General features: G+C 69.2%; 22 protein-coding genes. 11 read left to right on the forward strand and 11 right to left on the reverse strand.

The window, feature by feature from the left end:
- The 5 genes from FRANCCI3_RS07765 to FRANCCI3_RS07790 form a co-directional block, all read right to left on the reverse strand.
- Positions 1-540, reverse strand: a complete 540-nt coding sequence (locus FRANCCI3_RS07765) for a pyridoxamine 5'-phosphate oxidase family protein (RefSeq protein ID WP_011435984.1) — start codon at positions 538-540, stop codon at positions 1-3.
- A gap of 199 nt (positions 541-739) precedes the next feature.
- Positions 740-1,540, reverse strand: a complete 801-nt coding sequence (locus FRANCCI3_RS07770; RefSeq protein WP_011435985.1) for a GNAT family N-acetyltransferase — start codon at positions 1,538-1,540, stop codon at positions 740-742.
- Positions 1,537-2,454: an NADP-dependent oxidoreductase gene (locus FRANCCI3_RS07775; RefSeq protein ID WP_035730472.1), complete on the reverse strand. Its 918-nt coding sequence runs from the start codon at positions 2,452-2,454 to the stop codon at positions 1,537-1,539. The genes FRANCCI3_RS07770 and FRANCCI3_RS07775 overlap by 4 nt, the downstream gene beginning before the upstream one ends.
- 531 nt (positions 2,455-2,985) lie before the next feature.
- A complete protein-coding gene (locus tag FRANCCI3_RS07785) occupies positions 2,986-4,149 on the reverse strand; it encodes an acyl-CoA dehydrogenase family protein (protein WP_011435988.1) in 1,164 nt (387 codons plus the stop codon).
- An 83-nt stretch (positions 4,150-4,232) separates the two neighbouring features.
- Positions 4,233-5,075 carry a 3-hydroxybutyryl-CoA dehydrogenase gene (locus FRANCCI3_RS07790; RefSeq protein ID WP_035909043.1) on the reverse strand — a complete coding sequence of 281 codons (843 nt, stop codon included), beginning with the start codon at positions 5,073-5,075 and terminating at the stop codon, positions 4,233-4,235.
- A gap of 84 nt (positions 5,076-5,159) precedes the next feature.
- On the opposite strand from FRANCCI3_RS07790, the gene FRANCCI3_RS07795 reads away from it, so the two are divergent.
- Together FRANCCI3_RS07795 and FRANCCI3_RS07800 are read left to right on the forward strand one after the other, a co-directional pair.
- Complete coding sequence (locus FRANCCI3_RS07795; RefSeq protein ID WP_011435990.1) at positions 5,160-5,843, forward strand: TetR family transcriptional regulator; 684 nt, start codon at positions 5,160-5,162, stop codon at positions 5,841-5,843.
- Positions 5,844-6,107: 264 nt separating this feature from the next.
- Positions 6,108-8,327 carry an SF1B family DNA helicase RecD2 gene (locus tag FRANCCI3_RS07800; protein WP_011435991.1) on the forward strand — a complete coding sequence of 740 codons (2,220 nt, stop codon included), beginning with the start codon at positions 6,108-6,110 and terminating at the stop codon, positions 8,325-8,327.
- A 48-nt stretch (positions 8,328-8,375) separates the two neighbouring features.
- On the opposite strand, the gene FRANCCI3_RS07805 is transcribed toward FRANCCI3_RS07800, so the two are convergent.
- A complete protein-coding gene (locus FRANCCI3_RS07805) occupies positions 8,376-8,603 on the reverse strand; it encodes a hypothetical protein (protein WP_011435992.1) in 228 nt (75 codons plus the stop codon).
- Between the two features lie 190 nt (positions 8,604-8,793).
- Here FRANCCI3_RS07805 and FRANCCI3_RS07810 point away from each other — a divergent pair, with 190 nt between their 5' ends.
- Positions 8,794-10,626 (forward strand): MFS transporter, encoded by a 1,833-nt coding sequence (locus tag FRANCCI3_RS07810; RefSeq protein WP_011435993.1) that lies wholly within the window; start codon positions 8,794-8,796, stop codon positions 10,624-10,626.
- 19 nt (positions 10,627-10,645) lie between these two features.
- A complete protein-coding gene (locus tag FRANCCI3_RS23290; RefSeq protein ID WP_236701461.1) occupies positions 10,646-11,248 on the forward strand; it encodes a MerR family transcriptional regulator in 603 nt (200 codons plus the stop codon).
- Here FRANCCI3_RS23290 and FRANCCI3_RS07820 read toward each other — a convergent pair.
- On the reverse strand, positions 11,242-12,342 hold the full coding sequence (locus tag FRANCCI3_RS07820) for a PP2C family protein-serine/threonine phosphatase (protein WP_232234921.1): 1,101 nt from the start codon (positions 12,340-12,342) through the stop codon (positions 11,242-11,244). The two genes, FRANCCI3_RS23290 and FRANCCI3_RS07820, sit on opposite strands and share 7 nt — an antisense overlap.
- Before the next feature lie 70 nt (positions 12,343-12,412).
- Here FRANCCI3_RS07820 and FRANCCI3_RS26750 point away from each other — a divergent pair, with 70 nt between their 5' ends.
- On the forward strand, positions 12,413-12,565 hold the full coding sequence (locus FRANCCI3_RS26750; protein WP_023840923.1) for a hypothetical protein: 153 nt from the start codon (positions 12,413-12,415) through the stop codon (positions 12,563-12,565).
- A gap of 6 nt (positions 12,566-12,571) precedes the next feature.
- Here the strand turns inward: FRANCCI3_RS26750 and FRANCCI3_RS07825 are convergent, their stop codons facing one another.
- The 4 genes from FRANCCI3_RS07825 to FRANCCI3_RS07840 all read right to left on the reverse strand — a co-directional run bounded on the left by FRANCCI3_RS07825 (position 12,572) and on the right by FRANCCI3_RS07840 (position 17,850).
- Positions 12,572-13,333 carry a 3-hydroxyacyl-CoA dehydrogenase gene (locus FRANCCI3_RS07825; protein ID WP_011435996.1) on the reverse strand — a complete coding sequence of 254 codons (762 nt, stop codon included), beginning with the start codon at positions 13,331-13,333 and terminating at the stop codon, positions 12,572-12,574.
- A gap of 252 nt (positions 13,334-13,585) precedes the next feature.
- Positions 13,586-15,223: an LCP family protein gene (locus tag FRANCCI3_RS07830; protein WP_011435997.1), complete on the reverse strand. Its 1,638-nt coding sequence runs from the start codon at positions 15,221-15,223 to the stop codon at positions 13,586-13,588.
- 158 nt (positions 15,224-15,381) lie between these two features.
- On the reverse strand, positions 15,382-15,648 hold the full coding sequence (locus FRANCCI3_RS07835) for a DUF1876 domain-containing protein (protein WP_011435998.1): 267 nt from the start codon (positions 15,646-15,648) through the stop codon (positions 15,382-15,384).
- A gap of 435 nt (positions 15,649-16,083) precedes the next feature.
- A complete protein-coding gene (locus tag FRANCCI3_RS07840; protein ID WP_011435999.1) occupies positions 16,084-17,850 on the reverse strand; it encodes a GAF domain-containing sensor histidine kinase in 1,767 nt (588 codons plus the stop codon).
- A gap of 102 nt (positions 17,851-17,952) precedes the next feature.
- Here FRANCCI3_RS07840 and FRANCCI3_RS07845 point away from each other — a divergent pair, with 102 nt between their 5' ends.
- The 6 genes from FRANCCI3_RS07845 to FRANCCI3_RS07870 all read left to right on the forward strand — a co-directional run bounded on the left by FRANCCI3_RS07845 (position 17,953) and on the right by FRANCCI3_RS07870 (position 25,424).
- Positions 17,953-19,290, forward strand: a complete 1,338-nt coding sequence (locus FRANCCI3_RS07845; protein WP_011436000.1) for an acetyl-CoA hydrolase/transferase family protein — start codon at positions 17,953-17,955, stop codon at positions 19,288-19,290.
- Between the two features lie 532 nt (positions 19,291-19,822).
- Positions 19,823-21,070: a glycosyltransferase family 4 protein gene (locus tag FRANCCI3_RS07850; protein ID WP_373420616.1), complete on the forward strand. Its 1,248-nt coding sequence runs from the start codon at positions 19,823-19,825 to the stop codon at positions 21,068-21,070.
- Positions 21,067-21,840 (forward strand): glucose-1-phosphate cytidylyltransferase, encoded by a 774-nt coding sequence (rfbF, locus tag FRANCCI3_RS07855; protein ID WP_011436002.1) that lies wholly within the window; start codon positions 21,067-21,069, stop codon positions 21,838-21,840. The genes FRANCCI3_RS07850 and rfbF overlap by 4 nt, the downstream gene beginning before the upstream one ends.
- Before the next feature lie 5 nt (positions 21,841-21,845).
- Positions 21,846-22,886 (forward strand): NAD-dependent epimerase/dehydratase family protein, encoded by a 1,041-nt coding sequence (locus FRANCCI3_RS07860; protein WP_011436003.1) that lies wholly within the window; start codon positions 21,846-21,848, stop codon positions 22,884-22,886.
- 102 nt (positions 22,887-22,988) lie between these two features.
- Entirely contained in the window at positions 22,989-24,179 is a 1,191-nt protein-coding gene (locus FRANCCI3_RS07865; protein WP_011436004.1) for a class I SAM-dependent methyltransferase, read from the forward strand.
- Entirely contained in the window at positions 24,180-25,424 is a 1,245-nt protein-coding gene (locus FRANCCI3_RS07870) for a class I SAM-dependent methyltransferase (RefSeq protein WP_011436005.1), read from the forward strand. It begins immediately after the preceding gene.
- Positions 25,425-25,441 lie beyond the last annotated feature (17 nt).

The following is a 25,441-nucleotide window of genomic DNA, read 5'->3' on the forward strand; positions in this document are numbered from 1 at the left end:
TCAGGAGTGGATGACGGCCCGGCCGGTCATCGACTCGGGCAGGATCCGTACCCAGTGCGGATGCTCGATGCGGTCCGCCCAGGGCTTGAGTCCCGTCTGCTCAAGCCTGGCCAGCGTGCCCGGGTCGGTGACGGACACGGCCTTCCCATTGATCAGGACGCTCCAGCCGCTGCGGGACGCCGGATCGCGCCCGTCGACCTCGAAACCAACCGCGTCCTCCTCGATCGCGGCGGTCAGCTTCGAGCCCACGGCCGTCCGGAAGGCCACCGCCTCCCCGTCCATCACGTAGTTCACCGGCAGCACGAGGACCTCCCCATCCGCCCGGAACGCCACCCGGCCGAGCTGCTCGTTCCCGAGCAGCCACAGGCAGGTTGCGGGGGACAGCACCCCGCCACCGGCATGGTCGAAGGCGAACGCCACCCTGATGCTGGTCCCGCTGGTCTGGGTCGGTGTCTGCGTCGTGGGCATGGCCAGCTCGGTCCGATCGGTCGGTGAAGCCACGGTGACGAGCGCCGGCGCGCCCGCGTTCGGCGGGGTCATCGCGTCATCCCCCTCGTTCTGGGTAGTCGACGTACCTCCACTTCTGGACGGTAGTCGGACGGGGCGACCGCGGGCAGGGCCGGTCGTCGCGCCGGCGCGGGTCGTCCGACCGGGGGATGGCCTGCCGGTGGTCCGCACCGGTCCGCGGGGAAGGCGTTCGCCGGCCGGCCGGGACGGTGGTTACGCGGCCGGGCGGTGGTCACGCGGCCGGCTCGATGTCCGGTATCCGCGCGGCGCGGAACGTCACCTCACGCCGCAGCCGGAACCCGAGCGACTCGTAGAGCCGGATCGCGTTCGTGTTGGTCGCCGCGGCGTGCAGGAACGGTGTCTCCCCGCGGGCCCGGATGCCCGCGGCGACCGCGCGGACGAGCCGGGTCGCGAGGCCCTGGCCCCGGTGGTCCGCGTCCGTGCAGACGGCGCTGATCTCGGTCCAGCCGGGCGGGTGCAGCCGTTCCCCGGCCATCGCCACCAGCGTGCCGTCCCGCCGGATGCCGAGGTACGTGCCGAGCTCGATCGCGCGAGGCAGGAACGGCCCGGGTTTGGTGCGTTCGGCCAGCGCGAGCATCTCCGGCACGTCCGCGGTCCCCAGCCGCACGGCCTCCTCGTCCGGGAGCGCGTCGACCCCCTCGTCTACGAGCTGCGCGCCGTCGAAGATCGCATCCCCCCAGCCGGGCGGCGGGGAAGCGTCGATGCCGGTGAACGGCGCGATCGCGCCCGGGCCGAGCAGCGCCGCGACGTTGCGCCAGGTGCTCTCGTCGGGCACGTCCGGCAGGGCGACGAACGGTGACACGCCGACCGGGTAGCGCAGCACGTCACCGACCCGCTCGGCGAAATGCGCGTGCGGACCCAGGAGGGAGGAACGGACGGGGTTGTTCAGCACATGCTGGCCGGTCGCGTGCCGCCCGGGCTCCGGCCGGTCGGGTCCCGGCCGCCCGGGGGCGTGCCGCCCGGGGGCGTGCCGCCCGGGGGCGTGCTGTCGGGGAACGGCAAGCTCGGTCACGCGGCGACCTTGATCACGATCTTGCCGCGGGCGTGGCCGTTCTCCACCGCGCGCAGCGCCGCCGGGGCCTGGTCCAGCGGGAAGGTCGCGGTCACGAGCGGGTCCAGCGCGTCGTCCACGACCAGCTGGGCGACCGCGTCGAGCACGCGGCTGTCCCGGGCCCGCTGGACCGTCGTCCCGCCGTACCGGTCGCTCGCCCCAGACAAGGCCGTGACGAGCTTCGACCGGTCCGCGAGGACCTCGACGACGTCGTCCAGCGTCTCGCCCCCGACGAGATCGTAGATTCCGTCGACCCCCCGGGACGCGGCGGCCCGCACCCGGTCCGCGACATCGGGGCCCGGCTCGACGTGCGCCACGCCGAGGGCCTCGACGAAGTCCTTCTTGCCGGCGCTCGCGGTGCCGACGACCGTCAGGCCCGCATGCCGGGCGATCTGCGCGGCGGCCACTCCCACGCCGCCACCCACACCGATGATCAGCAGGGTGGCGCCGGGCGGCAGGGCCAGCTGGTGCACGCCGTCGTAGGCGGTCGCCGCCGCGACCGGAAGCGTCGCCGCGGCCACGAAGGACACCGCGGCCGGCTTGCGCGCGCTCTCCCTGGCGGTCAGCACCGTGTACTCGGCGTAGCCACCGCCCGGCGCGCTGCCGAACACCTCGTCGCCGACGGCGAATCCGTTGACGTCCGGGCCCACCTGCGTCACCACGCCGGAGGCCTCCACTCCGAGCACGACCGGAAACACGGCCGGCGGGGCGGCCGGCAGCCGCAGGCCGCCCCGCAGCTTCCAGTCCACGGGGTTGACCCCGGCGGCGCGTACCGCGATCGTGAGCTGACCCGGCCCGGCCACCGGGATCGGGAGGTCAGCGAACGCCTCCACCTCCGGACCGCCGTGGTCGTTGTAGACGTAAGCCTTCGGCACCACAACCACCGTTCCCTTCGCCGTTTCCCTGGCCGTCCCGCCGCGGCTGTCCCACCGCGTCGAGACCTCCGCGATGTCCGCGATGTCCGCGGCAGGCGTCAACGCCGACCGCGATCACCTACAACACCGGGGCGGGCCGTCACCTTCCGGCGGTGGCCGGCACCGGGACGGCGGCGGCCACCGCCGAGGTCAGGCCGATAGTCGAATTCTGGTTCTGTTCGACGTCGAAGAAGGGCCGAAGAAGATCGAAGAAGGCTGGGGGAGGCCGGGGGAGGCCGGGAAAGGCCGGGGTGACCTGGGAGGCCGAGAAAGGCCTGGACAGGTGCGAACCCGGCCGACTCACGTCCGGCGCAGCCACTGCTCGGTGAGTAACTCGTAGGACCGCACCTGCTCGGCGGGGGTGACCTGGCGGGGCCGGTTCTGCGCTCACGGCCACGACCCCGCCGGTGGCTACCGGCACCGAGCCTGCCCTACAGCCGACCCGGTGACTCCCATAAGCCTGCTAACTCCCTCCAGGTAGGGCCAGCGGAGTTAGCCGGCGAGGAGCTGGCGGGCCATGACGATGCGCTGGATCTGGTTGGTACCTTCGTAGATCTGGGTGATCTTGGCGTCCCGCATGAGCCGTTCGGCGGGGAAGTCCTGGGTGTAGCCGTAGCCGCCGAGTAGCTGTACGGCGTCGGTGGTCACCTGCATGGCGGTGTCCGACGCCAGACACTTGGCGGCGGCGCCGAAGAACGTGAGGTCGGCGTCCCCCCGCTCGGACTTGGCGGCGGCGACATACACCATCTGGCGCGCGGCCTCCAGCGCCATGGCCATGTCGGCAAGCATGAACTGGATCCCCTGGAAGTCCGCGATGCGCTTGCCGAACTGCTTGCGCTCCTTGACGTAGTTCAGGGCGAGGTCGAGTGCGCCCTGGGCGATGCCGATGGCTTGTGCACCGATGGTCACCCGAGTGTGGTCGAGAGTACGCAGCGCCAGCCGGAGGCCGTGACCGAGCTCGCCGATGAGACGATCCTCGGGAATTCGGCAGTCGTCGAAGAGCAGCTCGCGGGTCGGAGAGCCCTTGATGCCCAGCTTCTTCTCCGGGCTGCCGACGGAGAAGCCCGGGTCGGAGCTCTCCACGATGAAAGCGCTGATGTTGGCGCCGCGTCGGCCGTCGGGGTCGGTGACGGCGAGCACGGTGTAGTACTCGGAGATCCCCGCGTTGGTGATCCAGGACTTCTGCCCGGAGAGCACCCAGTGGTCGCCGTCGCGGACGGCGCGGGTCTTCATCGCAGCGGTGTCGGAGCCGGCCTCACGTTCGGAGAGGCCGTAGGAGAAGGCGGCCTCGCCGCGGGCCAGCGGTGGGAGGTATCGCTGTTTCAGGTCGTCGGTGCCGCCGAGGATGAGCGGGAGGCTGCCGAGCTTGTTCACGGCGGGGATCAGCGAGGAGGACGCGCAGACGCGGGCGACCTCCTCGATGACGATGCAGGTGGCGAGCGCGTCGGCGCCGACGCCGTCGTATTCGACAGGGACGTGGGGCGCGTGGAAGTCGGAGGCCACCAGCGCGTCGTAGGCCTCCTGCGGGAACCGGCTGTGGGCGTCGACGTCGGCGGCGTACGGCGCGATCTTGTCGTAGGCCAGGGTGCGCACGGCGTCGCGCAACTCGAGGTGCTCGTCGCTGAGTCGGTACAGGTCGAAGTCGGTGGCGGTCATGGGTTCCTCGCTCACTAGGTCGCTTGCCAGGGCGCTCAGTAGGTGCAGAAGAGTTACTAAGGCGCTCAGTAGGTGTAGGGCGCTCAGTAGGTGTAGAAGCCGCGGCCGGTCTTGCGACCCAGCAGGCCGGCGTCGACCATGCGGGCCAGCAGCGGCGGCGGCGCATAGAGGGGTTCCTTGAACTCCTCGTACAGCGACTCGGCCACTGCCTTGGTGGTGTCCAGCCCGATCAGGTCAGCCAGCGCCAGCGGTCCTTGCGGGTGGGCGGCACCACGGACCAGTCCCTGGTCGATGTCCTCGGCCGTGGCGAACCCGGACTCCAGCATCCGGATCGCCGAGAGCACGAACGGGATCAGCAGGGCGTTGACCACGAAGCCCGCCCGGTCCTGGCAGTCGATGGCGTGCTTGCCCAGATCGTCCTGCACGAACGCCCGCGCCCGCTCGGTCGTCTCCGGGTCGGTCAGCAGGCTCGGCACCAGTTCGACCAGGGACAGCACCGGGACCGGGTTGAAGAAGTGGATACCCAGGACATGGGTGGGCCGTTCGGTGGCCACGGCGAGCTTCATGATCGGAATGGAGGAGGTGTTGGAGGCCAGCACCGCGTCCGGGTCCTTGACGACCTCGTCGAGTCGCTTGAACAGCGTGGACTTGGCGGTCTCGTCCTCGACGATCGCCTCCACCACGAGGCCGCGGTCGGCCAGGGCCTCGATGTCCTCGACGACCTGGATGCGTTCGAGTACTTCCGCGGCGCTGGCCACCTTGCCGCGGCTCTCCGCGCGGGACAGTGATGTCTCCAGGCGCTGCCGTCCCGCGGTCACGGCGGGCGTGGTCATCTCCACGACGACCACGTCCTTGCCGGCACGGGCGCAGACCTCGGCGATCCCGGCACCCATCAGGCCACAGCCGACGATACCGACCTTGTTGATGGCGTTCACCTGGCTCCTCCTCCACGGTGTTGGTACGCAGTATCATAGTTGTGGAACTACGTACCACCAAGTAATTTCGGTGCCGTGGAGCAGCAGCCGGCCCGCTTGGCCAAGGACAGGCTCGTCGCGGCGGCGTTCGAGCTCTTCGAGGAGCGTGGCTTCGAGGGCACGACGGTCGACGACATCGCGCAACGCGCGGGCGTCGGTCGGACGACGTTCTTCCGGATCTACCGGTCCAAGGAGGACGTGATCTTTCCCGAGCACGACGTGCTGCTCGGCCACATCGAAGCCCGGCTTGCGACCGCCGCTCCAGAGACCCGCGGGCTCGCTCTCGCGGAGGCCGCCCGCATAGTGCTGCAGCACTACCTCGCCGAGGGCGAGCTCGCCCGCGCCCGCTACCGCCTGACCAGCACCGTCCCTACACTGCGCGCCCGCGAGGTGGCCGGCATCCGGCAGTATCAGCGCCTGTTCGCCAGGTTCCTGCGCGACTGGATGGGCAACGCGCCCGACGGCGCCCTGCGTGCCGAGTTGGTGTCCGCGGCCATCGTCACCGCCCACAACCATGTGCTCCGACGCTGGCTCCGAGGCGAGACCACCTCCCCCGGCGAGGAGTTCAACCGTGCGATGGAGGTGGCGCTCGAGCATCTCGAAACACCTGCTGAAGCCGGGACAGCCGTTGTCATATTCCGCACCTCCGCCGGCGTGGACGCCGTGGTCACCCGGCTGCGTCGGGCACTTGAAGAGGAACAGCGGCGCCCCTTGAGCTAGCGAGGGTGTCTGAAAGGGATGCCGGCGGACCTACTTCGCGGTACTGGTCACGGAAGGGGACGCCCCGGACCGCGCCGGGGAACGGTGGCGATCGACCGAAGGGCAGGATGGGCACACGGTCCGGGGCGGACACCGCCCGCCCGGCTGCTCTGCTCGTTGCCCCGCTCGGTCCGTTACCCTGCTACCCCATCCGAAGCTGGAGATCGTCTTGTCCCACCCCGAGGAAGCGGTGATTCTCATCGTCCCGGCGTCCCGGCGGCTACCATGATCGGACGCGAACCCTTCCGCGGCGCGGTCCTCGATGCGGTGCTGGAACGGATCACCTATGCCAACGAGGAGACCGGCTACACGGTCGCGCGGGTTGACACCGGGCGCGGCGGTGACCTGGTGACCGTCGTCGGGGCGTTGCTCGGCGCGCAGCCGGGGGAGTCGCTACGGATGCGGGGGCGATGGGGTTCGCACCCGCAGTACGGCCGCCAGTTCCAGGTCGAGGATTACACGACCGTGCTGCCGGCGACCGTCCAGGGCGTGCAGCGCTATCTCGGCTCGGGCCTTATCAAGGGCATCGGTCCGCGCCTGGCCGAACGCATCGTCGAGCATTTCGGGGTCGCGGCGCTGGACGTCATCGAAAAGGAGCCGGAACGACTCATCGAGGTGCCGAAGCTCGGCCCGAAGCGTACCAGGGCGATCGCCGAGGCGTGGGAGGAACAGAAGGCCATCAAGGAGGTGATGGTCTTTCTTCAGGGGGTGGGTGTGTCCACCTCGCTGGCGGTGCGGATCTACAAACAGTACGGGGACGCGTCGATCGGTGTGGTGCGCAATGAGCCCTACCGGCTGGCCACGGACGTCTGGGGCATCGGGTTCCGCACCGCGGACACCATCGCGAAGGCGGTGGGGATTCCGCATGACAGTCCGCAGCGGATCAAGGCTGGCCTGCTGTTCACGCTGTCCGAGGCCACCGACGGCGGTGGCCACTGCTTTCTGCCCGAGCCCCGGCTCATCAGCGACGCCGTGCAGATTCTCCAGGTCGACACCGGTGACGTCATCGAGTGCCTGGGGGAGCTGGTCGCCGAGGACGGGGTCGTCCGGGAGGAGGTTCCAAGCGAGGATCCGGCGACGCCGACGGCCGCGATCTACCTGGTGCCGTTCCACCGGGCCGAGATATCCGTTGCCGGCCAGTTGCGCCGCCTGCTGAATACCGGCGCGGACCGGTTGGCCGCCTTCGCCTCGGTGGACTGGGACCGGGCGTTGGGCTGGCTGCGGGAGCGGACCGGGGTCGAGCTCGCGCCGGCCCAGCGCGATGCGGTGCAGCTTGCCCTGACGTCCAGGGTCGCCGTGCTGACGGGCGGACCGGGCTGCGGCAAGAGTTTCACCGTCCGCTCCATCGTGACGCTCGCACTGGCCCGGCAGGCGAAGGTGATCCTCGCCGCGCCGACCGGCCGGGCCGCGAAGCGGCTGACCGAGCTGACCGGGCACGAGGCATCGACGGTGCACCGGCTGCTGGAGCTGCGGCCGGGCGGTGACGCCGCCTTCGACCGGGACCGCCCGCTCGACGCCGACCTGATCGTCGTTGACGAGGCGTCGATGGTCGACCTGCTACTGGCGAACAAGCTTGCCAAGGCGGTTCCGCCCGGCGCGCATCTGCTGCTGGTCGGCGACGTCGACCAGCTGCCGTCGGTCGGTGCCGGCCAGGTGCTACGCGACCTGCTCGCCGAGGGGACGCCGATCCCGCATGTCCGGCTCACCCAGGTCTTCCGAGCGGCGACCGAGTCCGGGGTGGTGACCAACGCGCACCGCATCAACCGTGGTGACTATCCGCTGGTCCGGGGACTGCCCGACTTCTTCTTGTTCGCCGCCGAGGAGGCGGAGGAGGCGGCGAAAATCACCGCGGAGGTGGTCGCCCGGCGGATTCCGGCGAAGTTCGGGCTTGATCCGCGCCGGGACGTGCAGGTACTGACCCCGATGCACCGCGGCCCGGCGGGGGCCGGCGCGCTGAACACCCTGCTGCAGGAGGCCCTGACGCCGTCCCGCCCGAACGTGGCCGAGCGGCGCTTTGGCAGCCGGACGTTCCGGGTCGGCGACAAGGTTACGCAGGTGCGCAACAACTACGACAAGGGCGCGAGCGGGGTCTTCAACGGCACTCTCGGCGTGGTCACCGCGCTGGATGTGGAGAACCAGACGCTCACCATCCGGACCGACGAGGACGAGGACATCGACTACGACTTCGGGGAGCTCGACGAGCTGACCCACGCCTACGCGGTGACGATCCACCGCTCCCAGGGCAGTGAGTACCCCGCGGTCGTCATCCCGCTCACCACCAGCGCCTGGATGATGCTGCAACGCAATCTGCTCTACACGGCCGTCACCCGGGCGAAGAAGCTGGTCGTGCTGGTGGGATCCCGCCGGGCGATCGGCCAGGCGGTGCGGGCCGCCGGTCACGGCCAGCGGCACACCGCGCTCGACCACCGGCTGCGTAGCGGGTGACTGGTGAACACCACCTACCATCGGCTCGTAACGGTAACGGCGACACGGTCAGCTCGACGCCGCCACGCCCAGGCTCACGCTGGTTGCCGCGGCTATGACCACTGCCTCCGCTTCCGCGATGACCTTCTTGACGATCGGGGCGACCGGCGTCAGGTCGGTCGCCGTCCGGATCCGCTCCTTCGCGTGCCCGCGGGACGCGCGCTCGGGTGCCACCACCTCGAGTAGACGGGCCGGGCCCGCGAGCGCGAGCAGGAGAAGTTCCTCGGCGAGCAGCATCGTCGTCTCCTCATTCGTCGGCGTTCGTGCCCCGGACCCTTACCTGGTCCGGGGACGGGGGCGCCCGGTCGGCCGGCTGGCAATCCCCGGTCGCGAAGCCGACGCCCACAACGGCGTATATCGGCCTCCGGCCGCTATGAACCATGTCACATCTACCGCTGACGTTAGATAGAGGCGCTACCTTCGTGCGGTGACGACTTCCGACACCGCCGCCGGCACCCTGTCGCTTGAGGCCGACGAGGTCCTGGCCCGGCCCGGTCCGGACAACTACAAGTGGATCGCGCTGTCGAACGCGACCATTGGCATCCTGATGGTGACGATCAACAGTTCGATTCTTCTCATCGCCCTTCCGGATATCTTCCGGGGAATCGAGATAGACCCGCTCGCACCGGAGAACACCTCGTACTTCCTCTGGATCCTGATGGGATTCCTGCTGGTCACCTCGGTGCTCGTGGTGAGTCTGGGGCGGGTCGGCGACATGTTCGGCCGGGTGCGGATGTACAACCTCGGCTTCGCGATCTTCACGCTGTTCTCGATCCTGCTCGCCGTCACCTGGATGCATGGCACGGCAGCCGCCTGGTGGATCATCATCATGCGGGTGCTGCAGGGCGTGGGCGGTGCCTTCCTCTTCGCCAACTCCAGCGCGATCATCACTGACGCCTTCCCGGAGGACGAACGCGGGCTCGCCCTGGGGGTCAACGGCGTCGCGGCGATCGTCGGATCATTTCTGGGGCTGTTGATCGGCGGTCTGCTGGCGCCGGTCGAATGGCATCTGGTCTTTCTTGTCTCGGTGCCGTTCGGCATCTTCGGGACGGTCTGGGCCTACCTGAAGCTGCGCGACAACGGGGCGCGCACCCAGGCCCGGATCGACTGGGCCGGCAACATCACGTTCGCGGTCGGCCTCATCGCGATCCTGACCGGCATCGTCTACGGGCTGCAGCCCTATGGCGGTCACACGATGGGCTGGACCAAGCCGTTCGTGCTGAGCTGCCTGTTCGGTGGTCTCGCGGTGCTGATCGGCTTCGTCGTCATCGAGCTGCGCTCCGCCGACCCGATGTTCCGCCTGGACCTGTTCCGGAGCCGGACCTTCACCATGGGCAGCATCGCGGCTCTGCTCGGCGCGCTCGCCCGTGGTGGTCTGCAGTTCATGTTGATTATCTGGTTGCAGGGGATCTGGTTGCCGCTGCATGGCTACAGCTTCGAGAAGACCCCGCTGTGGGCCGGCATCTACCTGATTCCGGTGACCGTCGGATTCCTGGTGGCGGGGCCGCTGGCCGGCCGGTTCGCGGACCGCTACGGTGCGCGTCCGTTCGCCACCCTGGGACTGGTGATCACGGCGGTGGCGTTCCTGCTGTTCGACGCCATTCCCATCGACTTCGACTATCCGTGGTTCGCGCTGATCCTGTTGCTGATGGGCCTGTCCATGGGCCTGTTCGCGGGGCCGAACACCAGCAGCGTGATGAACACCCTGCCGCCCAACCAGCGCGGTGCCGGTGCCGGCATGCTCAACACGTTCCAGAACTCGGCCAGCGTGCTGTCCATCGGTGTTTTCTTCACCATCATCGCGCTCGGGCTGGCCGCCAGCCTTCCGGACGCCATGTACTCCGGGCTTGTCGGGCAGGGCGTCTCCCCGGCGAAGGCGCACGAGCTGGCGAACCTGCCGCCGATCGGCAGCCTGTTCGCCGCGTTCCTCGGGTACAACCCCACCGAGCGACTGCTCGGCCCGGACACCCTGTCGCAGCTCGACCCGGCGAAGGCCGACTTCCTCACCGGGCACACCTTCTTCCCGAACCTCATCTCCGGGCCGTTCGGTGACGGTCTGCGCCTCGCCTTCGCCTTCGCCGCCGTCGCCTGCCTGGTCGCCGCGGGCTTCTCCTGGCTGCGCGGGAAGCAGCGGCCGCACGTGCGCCGTCCGCTGCTCGAAGAGACGGCCGAGGGGCTGGCCGGCGCGGGCGACATCGCGGCGATGGAGGACGGTGCCGGGAGCGCTCTTTCGAGCAGCCCCCTGGCCGCCGAGCGATAGGCCGCGGGCTAGGCCGAGCGTGAGAAAGGCCCTGACGTCGATGATCAGAGCCGCCGATGGCGCCGTGCGGGCCGATGGCGCCGTGCGGGCCGATGGCGCCGTGCGGAACAATTGCCTGGTGCGGGACGGCGACGCGGCCAAGAGCCCGGTCAAGAGCGCGGCCAAGAGCGCGGTCAAGGATGCGGCTCGTGACCTGCGCGGGATCGGTCAGGCCGCGCAGGAACTGGGCGTCTCGGTGCGGGCCCTGCGGTATTACCAGGAGGTGGGGCTGCTCACCCCGTCCGGGCGCACCCTGGGCGGGAACCGGCTGTACGCGGATTCCGACCTCGCCCGGGTGCGGCGCATCCGCGAGCTGCAGACGCTGCTCGGCTTCAACCTGGACGAGATCCGCACGATCCTCGCCTACGAGGATCGTCTCGCCCAGGTCCGGCAGGAGTACCACGCGGCGTCCGACGACGCGGACCGCATCCGGCTGCTGACCGAGGGCACGTCGGCCTACCGGAGGCTCCGCGTCGAGATTGACGAGAAAATCAGCCGGCTGGTGGCCTTCCGTGACGAGATCGACGAACGGATCGAGCGGGCGGACCGGCTGGCCAAGGGGGTCGCCGACAGCTCTCAGTGATCATCCGATCGTCGGGTTGGGCCGGCGTGCCGGGTCGGTCCGGGAACCTCGACCGCCAGGAGCGCCACATCGTCGTTCAGCGTCGATCGCGTCCAGTCCCGGACCCGGTCGGCGAGATCGGTCAGCGCCTCGTCGAGTGACGTGTGGGCGAACGCGGCCTCGGCCGCGGGCAGCAGGGGGAAGAAGGCGCCGGTCGTGGGGGCGCGTGCCTCGGTGATGCCGTCGGTATAGAACAGCAGGCGATCCCCCGCCCGCAGCACGGTGTCCGTCACGTTGCTCCCGTCCGTGATCAGCCCGAGCGGTGGCAGCCTGGACGAGACAGTGAGCAGATCCGCCTGCCCGGCACGAACGAGAACGGGATCGGGATGTCCCGCGTTCGCCAGCGTCAGACGGCTGCCGTCGACCTGCCCGACGACCGCGGTGACGAAGTCGTCCAGGCAGCTGGCATCGGCGACCTCCGCGTCGAGGTTCGCCAGCAGATCGCGCAGGCCGCCCGTGCGTCGACTCATCAGCCGGAAGCAGCTGAGCACCCGGCTCGCGATCCGCACGGCGTCGAGCCCCTTGCCCCGTACGTCACCAATGAGCAGGCGGGTTCCCCACGGGCTGTCGACGACCTCGTACAGATCCCCACCGATCATGGCCTCCACGGTGGCACTCTCGTAGCGGACGGCGAACCGCAGCCCGCCGGACGACGACGGGACGGGACTGAGGATCGTCTGCTGCGCCACCTCGGCCACCCGAGTGACGTTCTGCAGCTTCGTCTCGCGTCGGATGTTGTATCGGCTGACCAGGACGGCCATCACTCCGCCGGCCGTGACCCCGACCAGCCGGACCACCTGGGCCGTCGGGCCACCGCCGCTCCGGCCGAACAGGTCATCGTGCAGACCCAGCAGGATGCCCGCCAGGACCGCCGCCACCCCGTAGCCTGCGGTCAGCCGGGGTCCGGCGAACGTGGCCGCGAGCATGGGGCTCAGAATCGCGAGTCCGATCACGTTCCATTTCTGGTTGCTCAGTTGCAGTCCGACCACCAGGGCGAGTATGAGCATCGGGGTGATCGGGGCGATCGGGGCGAACCAGCGCAGCACCCTCAGCACCTCAGTACCGCAGCACCCTCAGCACCCCGGGAGATCCGCCCGGGGATCTCGCCTTGGCCAGGCCGCATGGGTGTCTGTCTACCCGCGAGCGGTCCGGACCGAACCCGCCGGAGCCTGCTTCCAGGGGGCCTCACCAGCCAGCATGGACGCGCTGACCCGGCGGCGGGCCCGGCCCGCCGAGACCTCGATCGCGCGCCTCGCCGAGCAGCTCGCGGCGCTGTGAACCCGTTCAGCGGGGTGCCATCCGGATGGCACCGTCGAGGCGGATGGTCTCGCCGTTGAGCATGGGGTTCGCGATGATCTGGGTCGCGAGCAGGCCGTACTCGTCGGGGGAGCCCAGGCGCGAGGGGTGCGGGACCTGCTGGCCGAGAGAGACGCGAGCCGGCTCCGGCAGCGAGGCGAGCAGCGGGGTGTCGAACAGGCCGGGGGCGATGGTCACCACGCGGATCTTCAGACTGGCGAGGTCGCGGGCGATCGGCAGCGTCATGCCGACGATGCCGCCCTTGGACGCCGAGTAGGCGGCCTGCCCGATCTGGCCCTCGAACGCCGCCACGGACGCGGTGTTGATGATGACGCCACGCTCGCCGTCGATCTCCTCGGTCCTGCTGATCCGCTCGGCCGCGAGTCGGATGACGTTGAACGAGCCGATCAGGTTGACCTTGACGACCCGCTCGAAGATGGCCAGTGGGAACGGCCCTTCCTTGCTCAGCGTCTTGGCGGCGTTGCTGATGCCGGCGCAGTTGACGGCGATGCGCAGCGGGCCCAGCTCGGCAGCCACGTCCAGGGCTGCCGTCACGTCCTGCTCGGAGGTGACGTCGCCGGGGCTGAATCGCACCGAACTGCCGAACTTCTCCGCGACCGCCGCGCCGTTCGAGGACGGGAGGTCGAGGAGGACCACGCTGGCACCAGCGTCGATGAGCCGGGTGGCGGTGGCAAGGCCGAGGCCGGAAGCCCCGCCGGTCACCACGGCGACTGAATCCGTGATCTGCACGTGAGTTCCTCTCCGGGAGGGACATCGGCCGGAGGCGCGGCCTTGGCTGTGCGGGGTGGAGCTGGGGGAACGAGCCGGCCGTCCCCCGACCGGCGACCAGGGGAGGCGGCCATCCGTGCACACCCCGGAAGACGTGCACACCCCGGAAGAGTAGTGCAAGCCGCGCGGGCGGACAGCGCTCCCGTGGGCCGCCAGCTCCGCGCTGCCCACCGGTTGGCGCGGATTGGGACCGGGCCGGTGGGACCAGGAGGATCAGTAGGTGCAGGTGGGCGGGCCCGGCGAGGGCGCTCCCGGCGGCGCCGGTCCGGCGGCGGGTCCGGCCGCCGCCGGTGCGGGCGCAGGCGCGGTCCCACCGGCCGTCACACTCGGCGTCACCACCGCGGTGAAGCCGGAGCCCAGGACGAGCTGGACACCGGTGATGCTCGCATCGGCGAGCAGGACCGAGCCGGGCACCGCCGCGGCGACGGTGTTCGCCTCGGCCTCCTGCCCGGGGGCGTAGAGCACCCGGGAGGTCTCGTGGGTGAGGACCGAGGCGTTGCCGGCGTTGCGGGCGTGGAAGCCCTTGGCAGTCAGCTGCTCGGTGACCTTGGAGGCGAGTCCGGCCCGCGACGAGCCGTTGTAGACGGCGACCCGGACCTGGGAGGGCGCGGCGGCGGCGCCGGGAGCGAGCGCCGGACCGGTCCCCCCGCTCCCGGCGTCGGTGGTAGAACTCGCGCCCTCGGCCTTGCCACCCATCGGCGCGACGATGCGCTGCAGGTCGTCCGGCCGGTAGAGCTGCACGGAGGCCGGGACTCCGTGCAGGCGGATGTTGCCGTTGTCGTCGATCGCCCCCTCGGCACGGGTCGGCGCGTGGACGGGCACGGTCTGCATCTGGAGGCCCCCGGTGGCCAGCCCGCGGACTCGGGTGCCGAGGCTGCGCAGGTCGGCGATGCTGGTGTGGTTGTCGAGGGTGAGCGCGCTCGCTGCCGCCGATACCAGCTTCTGGGCCTTGATCGGGTTCGTCAGGGTGTCGTCTGCCATGATCTTGTGGAACATCGAGCCGATGAACTGCTGCTGCCGGCGGATGCGGTCGAAGTCGCCGTCCGGCAGGCCGTGGCGTTGGCGAACGAAGGCCAGGGCCTGGTCGCCGCCGAGCTGGATCGTCCCGGGCCCACCGACGAATCCGCTCATCGGGTCGTTGGTGTTCGTGCTCATCCGCCACCGCCCGCGGTCGTCCTGGTAGCGGCTCGGTTTCGCGTCCGACGGCTTGATGCAGACCTGGACACCGCCGATGGCATCGGTGATCTCCTTGAAACCCTCCAGGTCCATCGAGATGTAGTGGTCGACCTGCAGGCCGGTCAGGCTCTGCACCGTCTGCACCAACAGCGACGGGCCGCCTACGGAGATCGCGGCGTTGAACTTGTCGTGCCAGGCCTTGTGACGTTTGCCGGCCCCGTCGGTGTACTCGGGGATCAGCACATACATGTCGCGGGGGAAGGAGACCATGGTGGTGGTCCCATCCTTCGTCAGGTGCGCGAGGATCGTCGTGTCGGAGCGCTGGCCCGGCGCGTCTCCGTACTTACCGTTGGTACCGGCGCGGCTGTCGGTCCCGACCAGCAGGTAGTTCGCGGTCCCCACCCCGCCGGAGTCGCCGCCCGAACCGAGGCCGAGGTCGACCCGGTTGACCTTGCCGTCGACATAGAAGTACGCGGCCCAGCCCCCCACCGTGGCCACGAACACGAGGCAGGACACGCAGGCCAGGAAGACCCGCAACCCGCGACGCCTAGCCGACCGTCCGCCGCGTGCCGACCCGGATCCCGACCGGCCGGACCCCGATCCCCGCGGGTCGAGCCGGGGTGGAAGCACCCGCGCGTGGTCGGCGGCGTCGTTCTGCGGGTGCGGTGCGGTCACTTCCCGCCTCTCCTCGAGCGGTCCGGCGAGCAGGGTCCGGCATGGCACGGAAAGTAACACGAATGGTTTCATGCTCCCTGATGAGGGGTTCAGCCGAGTTTGGCCATATCCGGGTGAGCGGCGGCGGCTTCACCGGCTTCACCGGCGGCGGACGACGATCACATAGTCCGGTCGGGTCCCGCCATCGCCGCCTGGATGTTTTCGGCGGCCGCGTCGAACAGGCGGTGTGCCAGCTCCGACAACGCGCGCGCGGCGGCCACCTCGTCCCCGATCTCGGGAACGTCGGACTCCCCGGGGTGCAGCCGGGCCTGCCCCGTCCCGTGTAGATCGTCGCGGGCGCTGCCGTGCAGGGCCGCATCCGCCTGGGTACGGCCGTGCTGCTCCGTCAGGGAGATCTGCACGGTCCAGGTTCTCGTGGTGGTCATCTCGGCCTCCGTCCGACGAGTTCTCCTCGGATGAGTTCTTCCTGGTTGTCACGTGCCCGCGTGGTCCCCGGTGACACGGGGGGGGGGGTGACACGGGGGGGTGACACGGTGCCCGGCCCGGGCACCGGCCGGGCCGGGCACCCACAGGTGGCGTATGGCCCGTTCATCGGCGCGCTTAATGTTGGGCATCCTCCGCCTTCCGGTATTGCCGGGATTCACCGTCCCGGCAACGGGAAGGCGTGGGGCGCCGCGCCGGTTGGTCCAGGAGGAACCGGTCCCCGGGAGGGACTGGTCCGAACGCGAGAACGGGAGGCGAGTGGATGACGGCCGAGGCACGAGGGCGGATTCGGCTCGAACAGGGCCGCGGGCGGGTGCGGACGTATCTGGGCGGCCAGCTGGTCGCGGATCCGTCGGCCGGCGGGATCCGCGGACGGGTCAGCTAGTCGGCACCGACCAGCGCAGCTGGGTGCCGCCGTCGGGGCCCGGGCCGAGTTCGAAGGTCCCGCCGAGATCCCGCGCCCGGGCCCGCATGTTCGCCAGCCCGCTGCGGCGGGTGGTAGGGCCGATGCCGACCCCGTCGTCCACCACGTCGACGGTGACGGCGCCGCTCGCGGCGGTCACGGTCACCTCGACACTGCTCGCCTTGGCATGCCGGGCGGCGTTGGACAGCGCCTCGCGCACGACCGCGATCAGATGGTCGCCGACGGTAGAGCCGATCATCGTGTCCACCGGTCCGTCCAGCCGGACCCGCGGGGTGAAGCCGAACGCGCCGGTCATGTCGTCGATGACGCCCAGGATCTGCGCCCGCAGGCCGCTGCCCGTCGCCGGTGCCGCCCGGCCCCGCAGCTCGAAGATGGTGTGGCGGATCTCCCGTACCGTCTCGTCGAGATCCTCCACGTAGGTGTTCATCCGTTCCGCCCGGGTGGGCCGCTCCTCGCTGGCCGCGAGGCCCTGCAGGCCCATCGCCACCGCGAACAGGCGTTGCATCACGTGGTCGTGCAGGTCGCGGGCGATCCGGTCGCGGTCCTCCAGCAGGGACAGCCGGCCGCGTGCGGCCCGGGAGCGGGCGAGTTCCAGCGCGAGCGCGACGTGCGCGGCGAACGCGGCCGCCAGCTCCAGGTCCGCGTCTGTGAACAGGTCACCGCCCCGGCGCCGGGCGAGGATCAGCGCCCCGGACGTGACATGTGACGTGATCAGCGGAACGATCATCGTTGGCCCGATGTCGAGGTCGTGGACCTCGGATTCGGCCAGTTCACGGACGTCGGCGACGACCAGCGGCGCATGGTCGCATACCGCGCGGCCGGCCAGCGAGCTCTCTATCGGTACCCGTCGGCCCCGCAGCAGGTCCGCGTCCTGCCCGGCGGCGACGTCGAAGGACAGCTCGGTCGCCGTCTCCGACCCGAGGGCCAGCGCCGTCGTGTCCGCGCGGGCGACGTCGCGGGCCCGCTGGACGATCAGCTCCAGCGGGTCGTCGCCGTCTGCGAGCAGATGCCGGGTGATGTCGGCGGATGCCTGCGACCACTGCTGGCGATGCTGGGCCTCCCCGAACAGCCGGGCGTTGTCGATCGCCACACCGGCGTTCGCGGCCAGCGCGAGCGCCAGCTCCTCGTCCTCCGCGGTGAACACCCGACCGCCGCGTTTCTCAGTGAGGTAGAGATTGCCGAAGACCTCGTTGCGGACCCGGATCGGCACCCCGAGGAAGGCCCGCATCGGTGGATGGCCCGGGGGGAAACCGACCGCCTGGAGGTGGTCGGCGATGTCGTCGAGGCGCACCGGCCGCGGTTCCGCGATGAGCAGGCCCAGCACGCCGTCTCCCCGGGGCAGCCGCCCTATCGTCTCGACGAGTCCCGGGTCCATCCCGACGTGCACGAACTGTTCGAGCCGACCGTCGCGGGAGATTACCCCGAGCGCGCCGTAGCGGGCGTCAACCAGCTCGCACGCGGACTCGACGATGCGCCGTAGCACCACGTCGAGACTGAGGTCGGCGGTGACCATCCGGTTGGCCCGCAGCAGGCCGTGCAGCCGGCTTTGAGTGGCCAGAACGTCCTGGGCCCGGTCCACCAGCTGGGCGAGAAGCTCGTCGAGCTCGAGCCGAGCGACCGCGGGAAAGATCAGCTCTCCCGGCGGTCCCGGAGACGGCGCGGTGCCGGCCAGATCGGAGGTCCCTTCGTCCGCGGAGGCGAGGTCCCGTTCGGACTCCATGTTCTCAAGACGATAACCGACCGGGCCTGGGCCGGCATGATCCGCGGGATGAGGCGATGACCATTCTTCGCTGGCCGCGCACCGGTACGCCACCATGCGGGTATGGATATCGTCAGCGAGGCGGAGTTCGGTCGCCGCATCGAGACCCATCTCGCCGCGGGTTCCGGTGTGGGCGGTGGAGCCGGTCCTCGTGGAGCCGGAGCCGGTACGGGGGTAGCCGGTCCTGGCCGATGGCGGTCGGCCACGCCGCGGGTCGTGGCGGCGGGGAACTTCGCCACCCCGCTCGTCGCGTTGCGTGTGATCGACGCGGTGGTGAGTGAATACCGCCTCTTTATGATCAACGCTCAGGGTGGCGTGCCGGAACGCGGCGGCGTGACGCCGGAGACCGCGTTCGTCGGCCCGGCGATGCGCAACGTGCCCGGCCTCGACTACCTGCCCAACCGGCTCAGCCTCGTGCCTCGCCTGCTCGCGACCACCCACCGGCCCGACGTCGTCGTGTTGCACACCAGCGTGCCCGACGGGGGGAAGGTCTCGCTCGGCACCGAAGTCAACATCCTGCCGGCCGCGGTCGAGGCGGCCCGCGCGCACGGGGGACTGGTGGTCGCCCAGCTCAACCCGGCGATGCCCTACACCTTCGGCGACGGTGAACTGAGCATCGATGACGTCGACCTCGCCGTGGAGGTGGAGCAGCCGCTCGCCAGCCCCGCGGTCACGCCCGTCGACGACGTCCGCGGGCAGATCGGCGAGCGGGTCGCCGCGCTCGTCGAGGACGGGGCGACCCTGCAGCTCGGCATCGGCGGTGTCCCGAACGCCACGCTGTCGGCCCTCGTCGACCGGCGGGATCTGCGCGTGTGGACCGAGACCTTCTCCGATGGCATGCTCGCGCTCGAAGCCTCCGGCGCGCTGGCCGCCGGGACACCGCTGCGGACCTCGTTCCTGTTCGGGTCGGCCGAGCTCTACTCGTGGGCGCACCGCAATCCGCGGCTGCTGCTGGTGCGCACCGAAATCGTGAACGACCCGGGGGTCATCGCCCGGCAGCCGCGGATGACCTCGATCAACACCGCGCTGCAGGTGGATCTGTATGCGCAGGCGAACGCGTCCTGGATCCGCAACCGCATCTACTCCGGCTTCGGTGGGCAGTCCGACTTCGTCGTCGGCGCGCTGCACGCGGCCGACGGCAAGGCGATCATCGCCCTGCCGAGCCGGCATGCCCGGTCGGGGGATTCCTGTGTGCTGCCGCGGCTCACCAGCCCGGTCACCAGTTTCCAGCACAGCTACGTCGTGTCCGAGAACGGGACCGCGGCCGTGTGGGGGCGCGGCCAGCACGAACAGACCGCCCGACTCATCGACCACGTCGCCCACCCCGACGCCCGAGCCGGCCTGACGGAGGCGGCCGGGTCGCTGGGACTGCTCGCCGGCCGCGCATCGTCAACCGTCTGATCCGGGACCGTCTGATCCGATGATCGTCTGATTCGGTAAGCTGACCAGAAAGCCGAGGAACGCACGACAAGTCACCGGGTGGTCCGCCGCCAGGAGCGGCTTTGCGTCAAAAAGCGCGAGAGTGCCCCGGGCGTTAAAGACGCGAACACGGCATCCATGGCGGCCATGGCTGCCGCCGTCAAACAGCATGGCTGGAATAAGCCGCCCCCAACGGTCAGTTCTGTCGTTCCTGCGTCGAGAATCGGCCGAGCCCGGTCCCAAGACGCGACACGCAAGTTTTTCAATCGCCGGTGACGCCCAGGCCGACCGCTAGCCTCGCCATGACGGAAAGGAAAGGATAGGTCCACCGTCCGCGGGCAACGGGGTCGTTCATCTTCGGGAGAAAAATGTGGGACAGACACGCGACGGGACTATCTCGTTGGCTACGGGCGCGAATACTCTCACGTCGGCGCCTGACACCGACTCGACCGAATCTCCCGACATCGGCGACGCAGGACGGGTTCTGATCGTAGTTCAGAACCTGCCGATTCTGATCGACCATCGGACGTGGCAGGAATGCCAGGCGCTTCGCAACCAGGGCTACCAGGTTGCCGTAATATGCCCACGGGGCCCGGGGCAGCGGCGTCACCAGATCGTTGACGGTGTCAGCATCTGGACGTATCGTGGCGCACCCCGGACCCAGGGTGTGCTCAGTTACGTCTTCGAGTTCGGCTACTGCTGGGTGCGAACCGCTGTCCTGTCCGTCGCCGTGGCCCGCCGGCACGGATTCGACGTGATCCAGGCATGTAACCCGCCGGACACGTACTGGGCGCTCGCGCTGTTCTACAAGCCATTCGGCAAGAAGTTCGTCTTCGACCATCATGATCTCTGTCCGGAACTCTATCGCTCACGGTTCGGTAAGGACGGGGGGCTGTTGCTCCGCGCGTTGCTGCTGCTTGAACGGATGAATCAGCGGGTCGCTGACCACGTGATCGTGACCAACGAATCTTACCGGCGGCTGGCCCTGACCAGGGGGCGGCTGCCGTCGGAACGGGTGACCGTCGTCCGAAACGGACCGGACCCCGAACTGATGAAGCCCGCCGCGGAGCGGCCCGAATTGCGGCGCGGCCGGCAGCACCTTGCCTGTTATCTGGGAATAATGGGCCCGCAGGACGGTGTCGACCGACTCCTCGATGCCATACATCACTATGTCCACGTTCTCGGGCGCACCGACTGCGCCTTCGCCCTGCTGGGATTTGGTGACTGTCTGGACGATCTGCGGAAACAGTCGAGCCGGCTCGGTCTCGACGACTGGGTCGAGTTCACCGGGCGGGCCGACGACCAGATGATCCGGGACTACCTGTCCACCGCCACGGTCGGATTGTCGCCGGACCCGCGGAGCCCGCTGAACGAGGTGTCCACCATGTCCAAGACGCTCGAATACATGGCCTATGCGCTGCCGGTGGTGGCCTATGACCTGACCGAGACCCGGGTGAGCGCCGAGGACGCCGCCGTCTATGTACCCTCCGACACGGTGGCGGACTTCGCCCGGACCCTCGCCGAACTGCTGACGGACCCGGACCGACGCCGGACCCTTGGCGCCCGGGGTCGGGAGCGCATTGTGAACGAACTGTCCTGGCGGTATTCGGAGCCCCGCTACGTCGGGGTCCACGACCGGCTACGTGGTCGCCAGGCCGGCCACCCCAGTATCCCGGTCCCTCGTCAGGGCGGCTTGACCCGCGTGAGCGGCTCGGCAGCGCCGGTTCACGCGACCGGCTCCCGGGAACGAGCGGAACGATGAAGGTCGGTATTCTTGCCGGCGGTCTGGGCAGCCGGTTGGCGGAGGAGACGGTCATCAAACCCAAACCGATGATCGAGATCGGCAACCGGCCGATCATCTGGCACATCATGAAGTACTACGCTCACTTCCAGTTCACCGATTTTACGATCGCCCTGGGGTATAAAGGCGAATATATCAAACGCTGGCTGGTGGACTACGCGGCGCTGACCAGCGATCTCACGGTGTCGCTTCGGCAGAGCGCTGTGGAGCGGCACGGGGGTACCTCGGAGGATTGGCGGGTAAATCTGGTCGACACCGGTCAGAATACCGCCACCGGCGGTCGTATCAGGCGACTCGCGCCCTGGCTCGGTGACGCGGGGACGTTCATGTTGACCTGGGGGGACGGCGTAGCGGACATCGATCTCAACGCGTTGCGCGACTTCCACCGCTCGCATGGCAGGATCGCCACGCTGACCGCCGTGCGGCCACCCGCCCGGTTCGGTCACCTCGAGCTGGCCGGGGACCAGATTGTGGAGTTCTCGGAGAAACCACAGGCCGGTGAGGGCTGGATCAACGGTGCCTTCTTCGTCCTGGAACCGCAGGTCTTCGACTACATTGCCGGCGACGACACCCAGTTCGAGAAGGAGCCCCTTGAGAGGCTCGCCAAGGACGGTCAGCTCATGGCGTATCGGCATGGCGGCTTCTGGCAGTGCATGGACACGGTACGCGACCGCAAACTCCTGCAGTCACTGTGGGATGGTGGCTGTGCGCCCTGGAAGGTATGGGACTGAGCTCGATGCGTATTCTGGTCACCGGACACGACGGATATATAGGAACCCGTCTCATCCCGCTCTTCCGGGCTGCCGGACACGATGTGGTGGGTCTGGACAGCGGACTGTTCTCCGGGTGTACCCTCGGACCCGATCCGGACTTCGTGCCGGCGTTGAAACTTGATATTCGGGACGTCCGGCCGTCCCAGCTGGAGGGTTACGACGCGGTGGTCCATCTGGCGGGCATATCCAATGATCCGCTGGGTGATCTGAACCCAGCCGTGACCTATGACATCAACGCCCGGGGGACGTTGCTGGTTGGGCGTGCCGCCAAGGCCGCGGGCGTACCGCGTTTCGTCTTCTCGTCCTCGTGCAGCCTCTATGGTGCGCACGGAGACGCGCCCATCGACGAGTCGGCCGAGTTTCATCCGGTGACTCCCTACGGCGAGTCAAAAGTGATCGCCGAACGAGAGCTCGCCGAGCTTGCCGATGACGATTTCAGCCCGGTCTTCCTGCGTAACGCCACGGCGTACGGCGTCTCACCCCGACTGCGTGGTGATCTTGTGGTGAACAATCTCACCGGCTACGCGGTGACGACCGGCGAGGTTTACCTCAAGAGCGACGGGACGCCGTGGCGGCCGCTGGTACACATCGAGGACATCGCCCGGGCGATGCTCGCCGTGTGCGAGGCGCCCCGCGAGAAGATCCACCTCAAGGCCTACAATGTCGGCCGGTCGGCGGAGAACTATCGGATACGCGACGTGGCCGCGATCGTCGAGGAGGTCGTGCCGGGCGGCCGGGTGGTCTTCGCGGACACGGCCGGGCCGGACAAGCGGAACTACCGGGTGGACTGCGACCGTATCGCCGAGGAGATACCGGGATTCCGGCCGGTGTGGACCGTCCGCAAGGGGGTCGAGGAGCTCTACCTGGCCTACGTCGCCGCCGGGCTGACCAAGGAGGAGCTGATCGGCTCCCGCTTCCAGCGGATCCAGCGCATCCAGCAACTCATGGCGGACGGTCTGCTCGACGTCACCCTGCGGTCGGCCGCACCGATGCGGGTGCCATGAGCGTGCTCGGCCGCCGCTGCCGCGGCTCGACATACCTGCGGCGACGTACCCGCGGCGGGGCTGCCGGTTCATCCTTCCCGTTCCGACACCGAGGGTCGTTCCATGACTGACCAGTCCACCGCCTGCCCCGCCTGCGGCGGTTCCCGTCTCACCTCCGTCTATACAAAGGACGACGTCCCGTCGCACAGTTGTCTGCTGCTGGCCGACGAGGACGAGGCCCGGGCGTTCCCGAAGGGTGATCTGCGGATCGCCTTCTGCGAGCGCTGCGGCTTCATCATGAACACGGCCTTCGATCCGACCAAGAATCAGTACTCCGCCCGGTACGAGGAGACGCAGGCATTCTCCACCCGATTTCAGGAGTTCGCGCGGGACCTCGCCAAGCGCTGGACCGACAAGTACGATCTGTACGGGAAGACGGTCCTGGAGATCGGGTGCGGCAAGGGTGAGTTTCTCGTCCACCTGGTGGAGCAGGGTGCCGGCGCCGGCATCGGGATCGACCCGGGTGTCCGGCCCGAGCGCATCACCAGCCCGGTTGCCGGCCGGCTGACCTGGATCACGGACCTCTACTCCGAGCGGTATGCGCACCTGACCGCCGATGCCGTCGTGTGCCGGCACACCCTGGAGCACATCGCGCCGGTCGGCGACTTCATGCGGATGATCCGGGCCGCGCTCGGTGACCGGACCGATATCCCGGTCCTCTTTGAGCTGCCGGACGTCCTGCGGGTGCTGCAGGAGGCGGCGTTCTGGGATGTGTACTACGAGCACTGCTCCTATTTCAGCGCCGGTTCGCTGGCGAGGTTGTTCCGAGCTACCGGGTTCGAGGTGCTCGACGTCTCCCTCGACTATGACGATCAGTACCTGCTGATCGAGGCGCGGCCGTCCACCGTTCCGGCGGCCGGTGACCCGCTGCCGATCGAGGACGACCTGGCCACCCTGCGCGTCGGGGTACGGCACTTCCAGCGTGAGGTGGCCACGACGCTGAACCGGTGGAGCGAGATGCTGTGGCGCGGGCACCAGCGCGGCGAAAAGGCGGCGATCTGGGGTTCGGGCTCCAAAGGTGTGTCGTTTCTGGCGACCCTCGGCCCGGCCGCCGACCTGGTCCGCTACGCCGTCGACATCAACCCGCACAAACACGGCATGTTCATGGCGGGCAGCGGCCACCGTATCGTCCCGTCCGAGTGGCTGCGGGAAGATAGGCCGGATCTTCTGATCATCATGAATCCGATCTATCGTGACGAGATCGCGGGGGAGTTGACCCGGCTGGGCGTCGACACCGAGCTGAGGGCCGTCTGAGTGAGCAATGTCTGTCTGGTGAGCAACGTCTGTCCGGTGACCAATGTCTGTCCGGCATGCCAGGGCACCGCGCTCGAAGACCTGGTACGTGTTGAGCGTTCGCCGGTGATGACCGGCGTGCTGTGGCCGTCGCGGGAAGCCGCCATGACCGCGCAGCGCCGTGCTCTGGAGCTGTCGCTGTGTGCCGAGTGCGGCACCGTGGTCAATGTCGCGTTCGAGGCCGGCCTCGTCGAGTACGGCGGCGAGTATGACAACTCGCTGCACTTCTCGCCCGCCTTCCGGGCGTACGCCGAGGCGTTGGCGGACCGTCTGATCGTCCGGCATAACCTGGTGGGGCGGGAGGTTGTCGAGATCGGGTCGGGCAAGGGGGACTTCCTGCGCCTGTTGTGTGCCCGGGGACTGTGTGCCGGAACCGGGTACGACCCGACCTACATCGGCCCCGAACGTGCCGACGACGCCGCGGTGACCTTTGTGGTCGACCTGTACGGTTCGCGCTATTCCCATCTCCCGGCGGATCTTGTCGTCTGCCGGCACGTCCTCGAGCACGTGTCCGATCCACTGGGCTTTCTGACCGATATCCGCAATGCGCTGGGCGGCCGGGACGCGTCGCTGTATCTCGAGGTGCCCAACGGCGGCTTCGTCCTCGGCGAGGCGGGGGTGTGGGACTTCATCTACCCGCACGTGTCGTACTTCTCGCCGGCTGGACTTCGGCGGGTGGTGAGCGCGGCCGGGTTCACCATCACCGACGCCGGAACATCCTACGGTGACCAGTTCCTCTGGATCGAGGCCAAGACGGCGCCGACGACCCGTCCGTCCGGTCGGATCGGACCGGCCGCCGGCGAGGACGTGGTGGCGACGGACCGCTTCGTGGTCCAGGCCAGAAAGTTCGGTGACGTCTACCGGGAGGTTGTCGGGCGCTGGTCCGCGCATCTCGCCGACCTGGCGACGGACGCCGATTCCGCCTGGGACGCGCCGCGTGCGCTGGTCTGGGGCGCGGGGTCCAAGGGGGTGGCATTCCTCAACGTGTTGGACGTCGGTTCCGCCGTGCGGGGAGTCGTCGACCTCAACCCGCGGAAGAGGGGCCTGTTCGTGCCCGGCACCGGGCATCCGGTGTTGGCACCCGAGGACCTGTCGGTGGAGCGGGTGGGGCGCGTTTTTCTTCCGAATCCGCTGTATCTGGACGAGGTGCGCGGCCGGTTGGCGGAACTGGGTGTGCCCGCGGAGGTCGTGCCACTTAGCAGCTGACAATCTCGTCAGCAGAG

The organism is Frankia casuarinae (assembly GCF_000013345.1).
GTDB classification, from domain to species: domain Bacteria; phylum Actinomycetota; class Actinomycetes; order Frankiales; family Frankiaceae; genus Frankia; species Frankia casuarinae.

Coding starts and splice junctions, on each gene's coding strand:
- FRANCCI3_RS07765 (WP_011435984.1), bottom strand. CDS start 540: ATGACCCCGCCGAACGCGGGCGCGCCGGCGCTCGTCACCGTGGCTTCA.
- FRANCCI3_RS07805 (WP_011435992.1), bottom strand. CDS start 8,603: ATGCTGCTCGCCGAGGAACTTCTCCTGCTCGCGCTCGCGGGCCCGGCC.
- FRANCCI3_RS07860 (WP_011436003.1), top strand. CDS start 21,846: ATGCGTATTCTGGTCACCGGACACGACGGATATATAGGAACCCGTCTC.
- FRANCCI3_RS07835 (WP_011435998.1), bottom strand. CDS start 15,648: ATGACCACCACGAGAACCTGGACCGTGCAGATCTCCCTGACGGAGCAG.
- FRANCCI3_RS07800 (WP_011435991.1), top strand. CDS start 6,108: ATGATCGGACGCGAACCCTTCCGCGGCGCGGTCCTCGATGCGGTGCTG.
- FRANCCI3_RS07845 (WP_011436000.1), top strand. CDS start 17,953: ATGGATATCGTCAGCGAGGCGGAGTTCGGTCGCCGCATCGAGACCCAT.
- rfbF (WP_011436002.1), top strand. CDS start 21,067: ATGAAGGTCGGTATTCTTGCCGGCGGTCTGGGCAGCCGGTTGGCGGAG.
- FRANCCI3_RS07785 (WP_011435988.1), bottom strand. CDS start 4,149: ATGACCGCCACCGACTTCGACCTGTACCGACTCAGCGACGAGCACCTC.
- FRANCCI3_RS07840 (WP_011435999.1), bottom strand. CDS start 17,850: ATGGAGTCCGAACGGGACCTCGCCTCCGCGGACGAAGGGACCTCCGAT.
- FRANCCI3_RS07865 (WP_011436004.1), top strand. CDS start 22,989: ATGACTGACCAGTCCACCGCCTGCCCCGCCTGCGGCGGTTCCCGTCTC.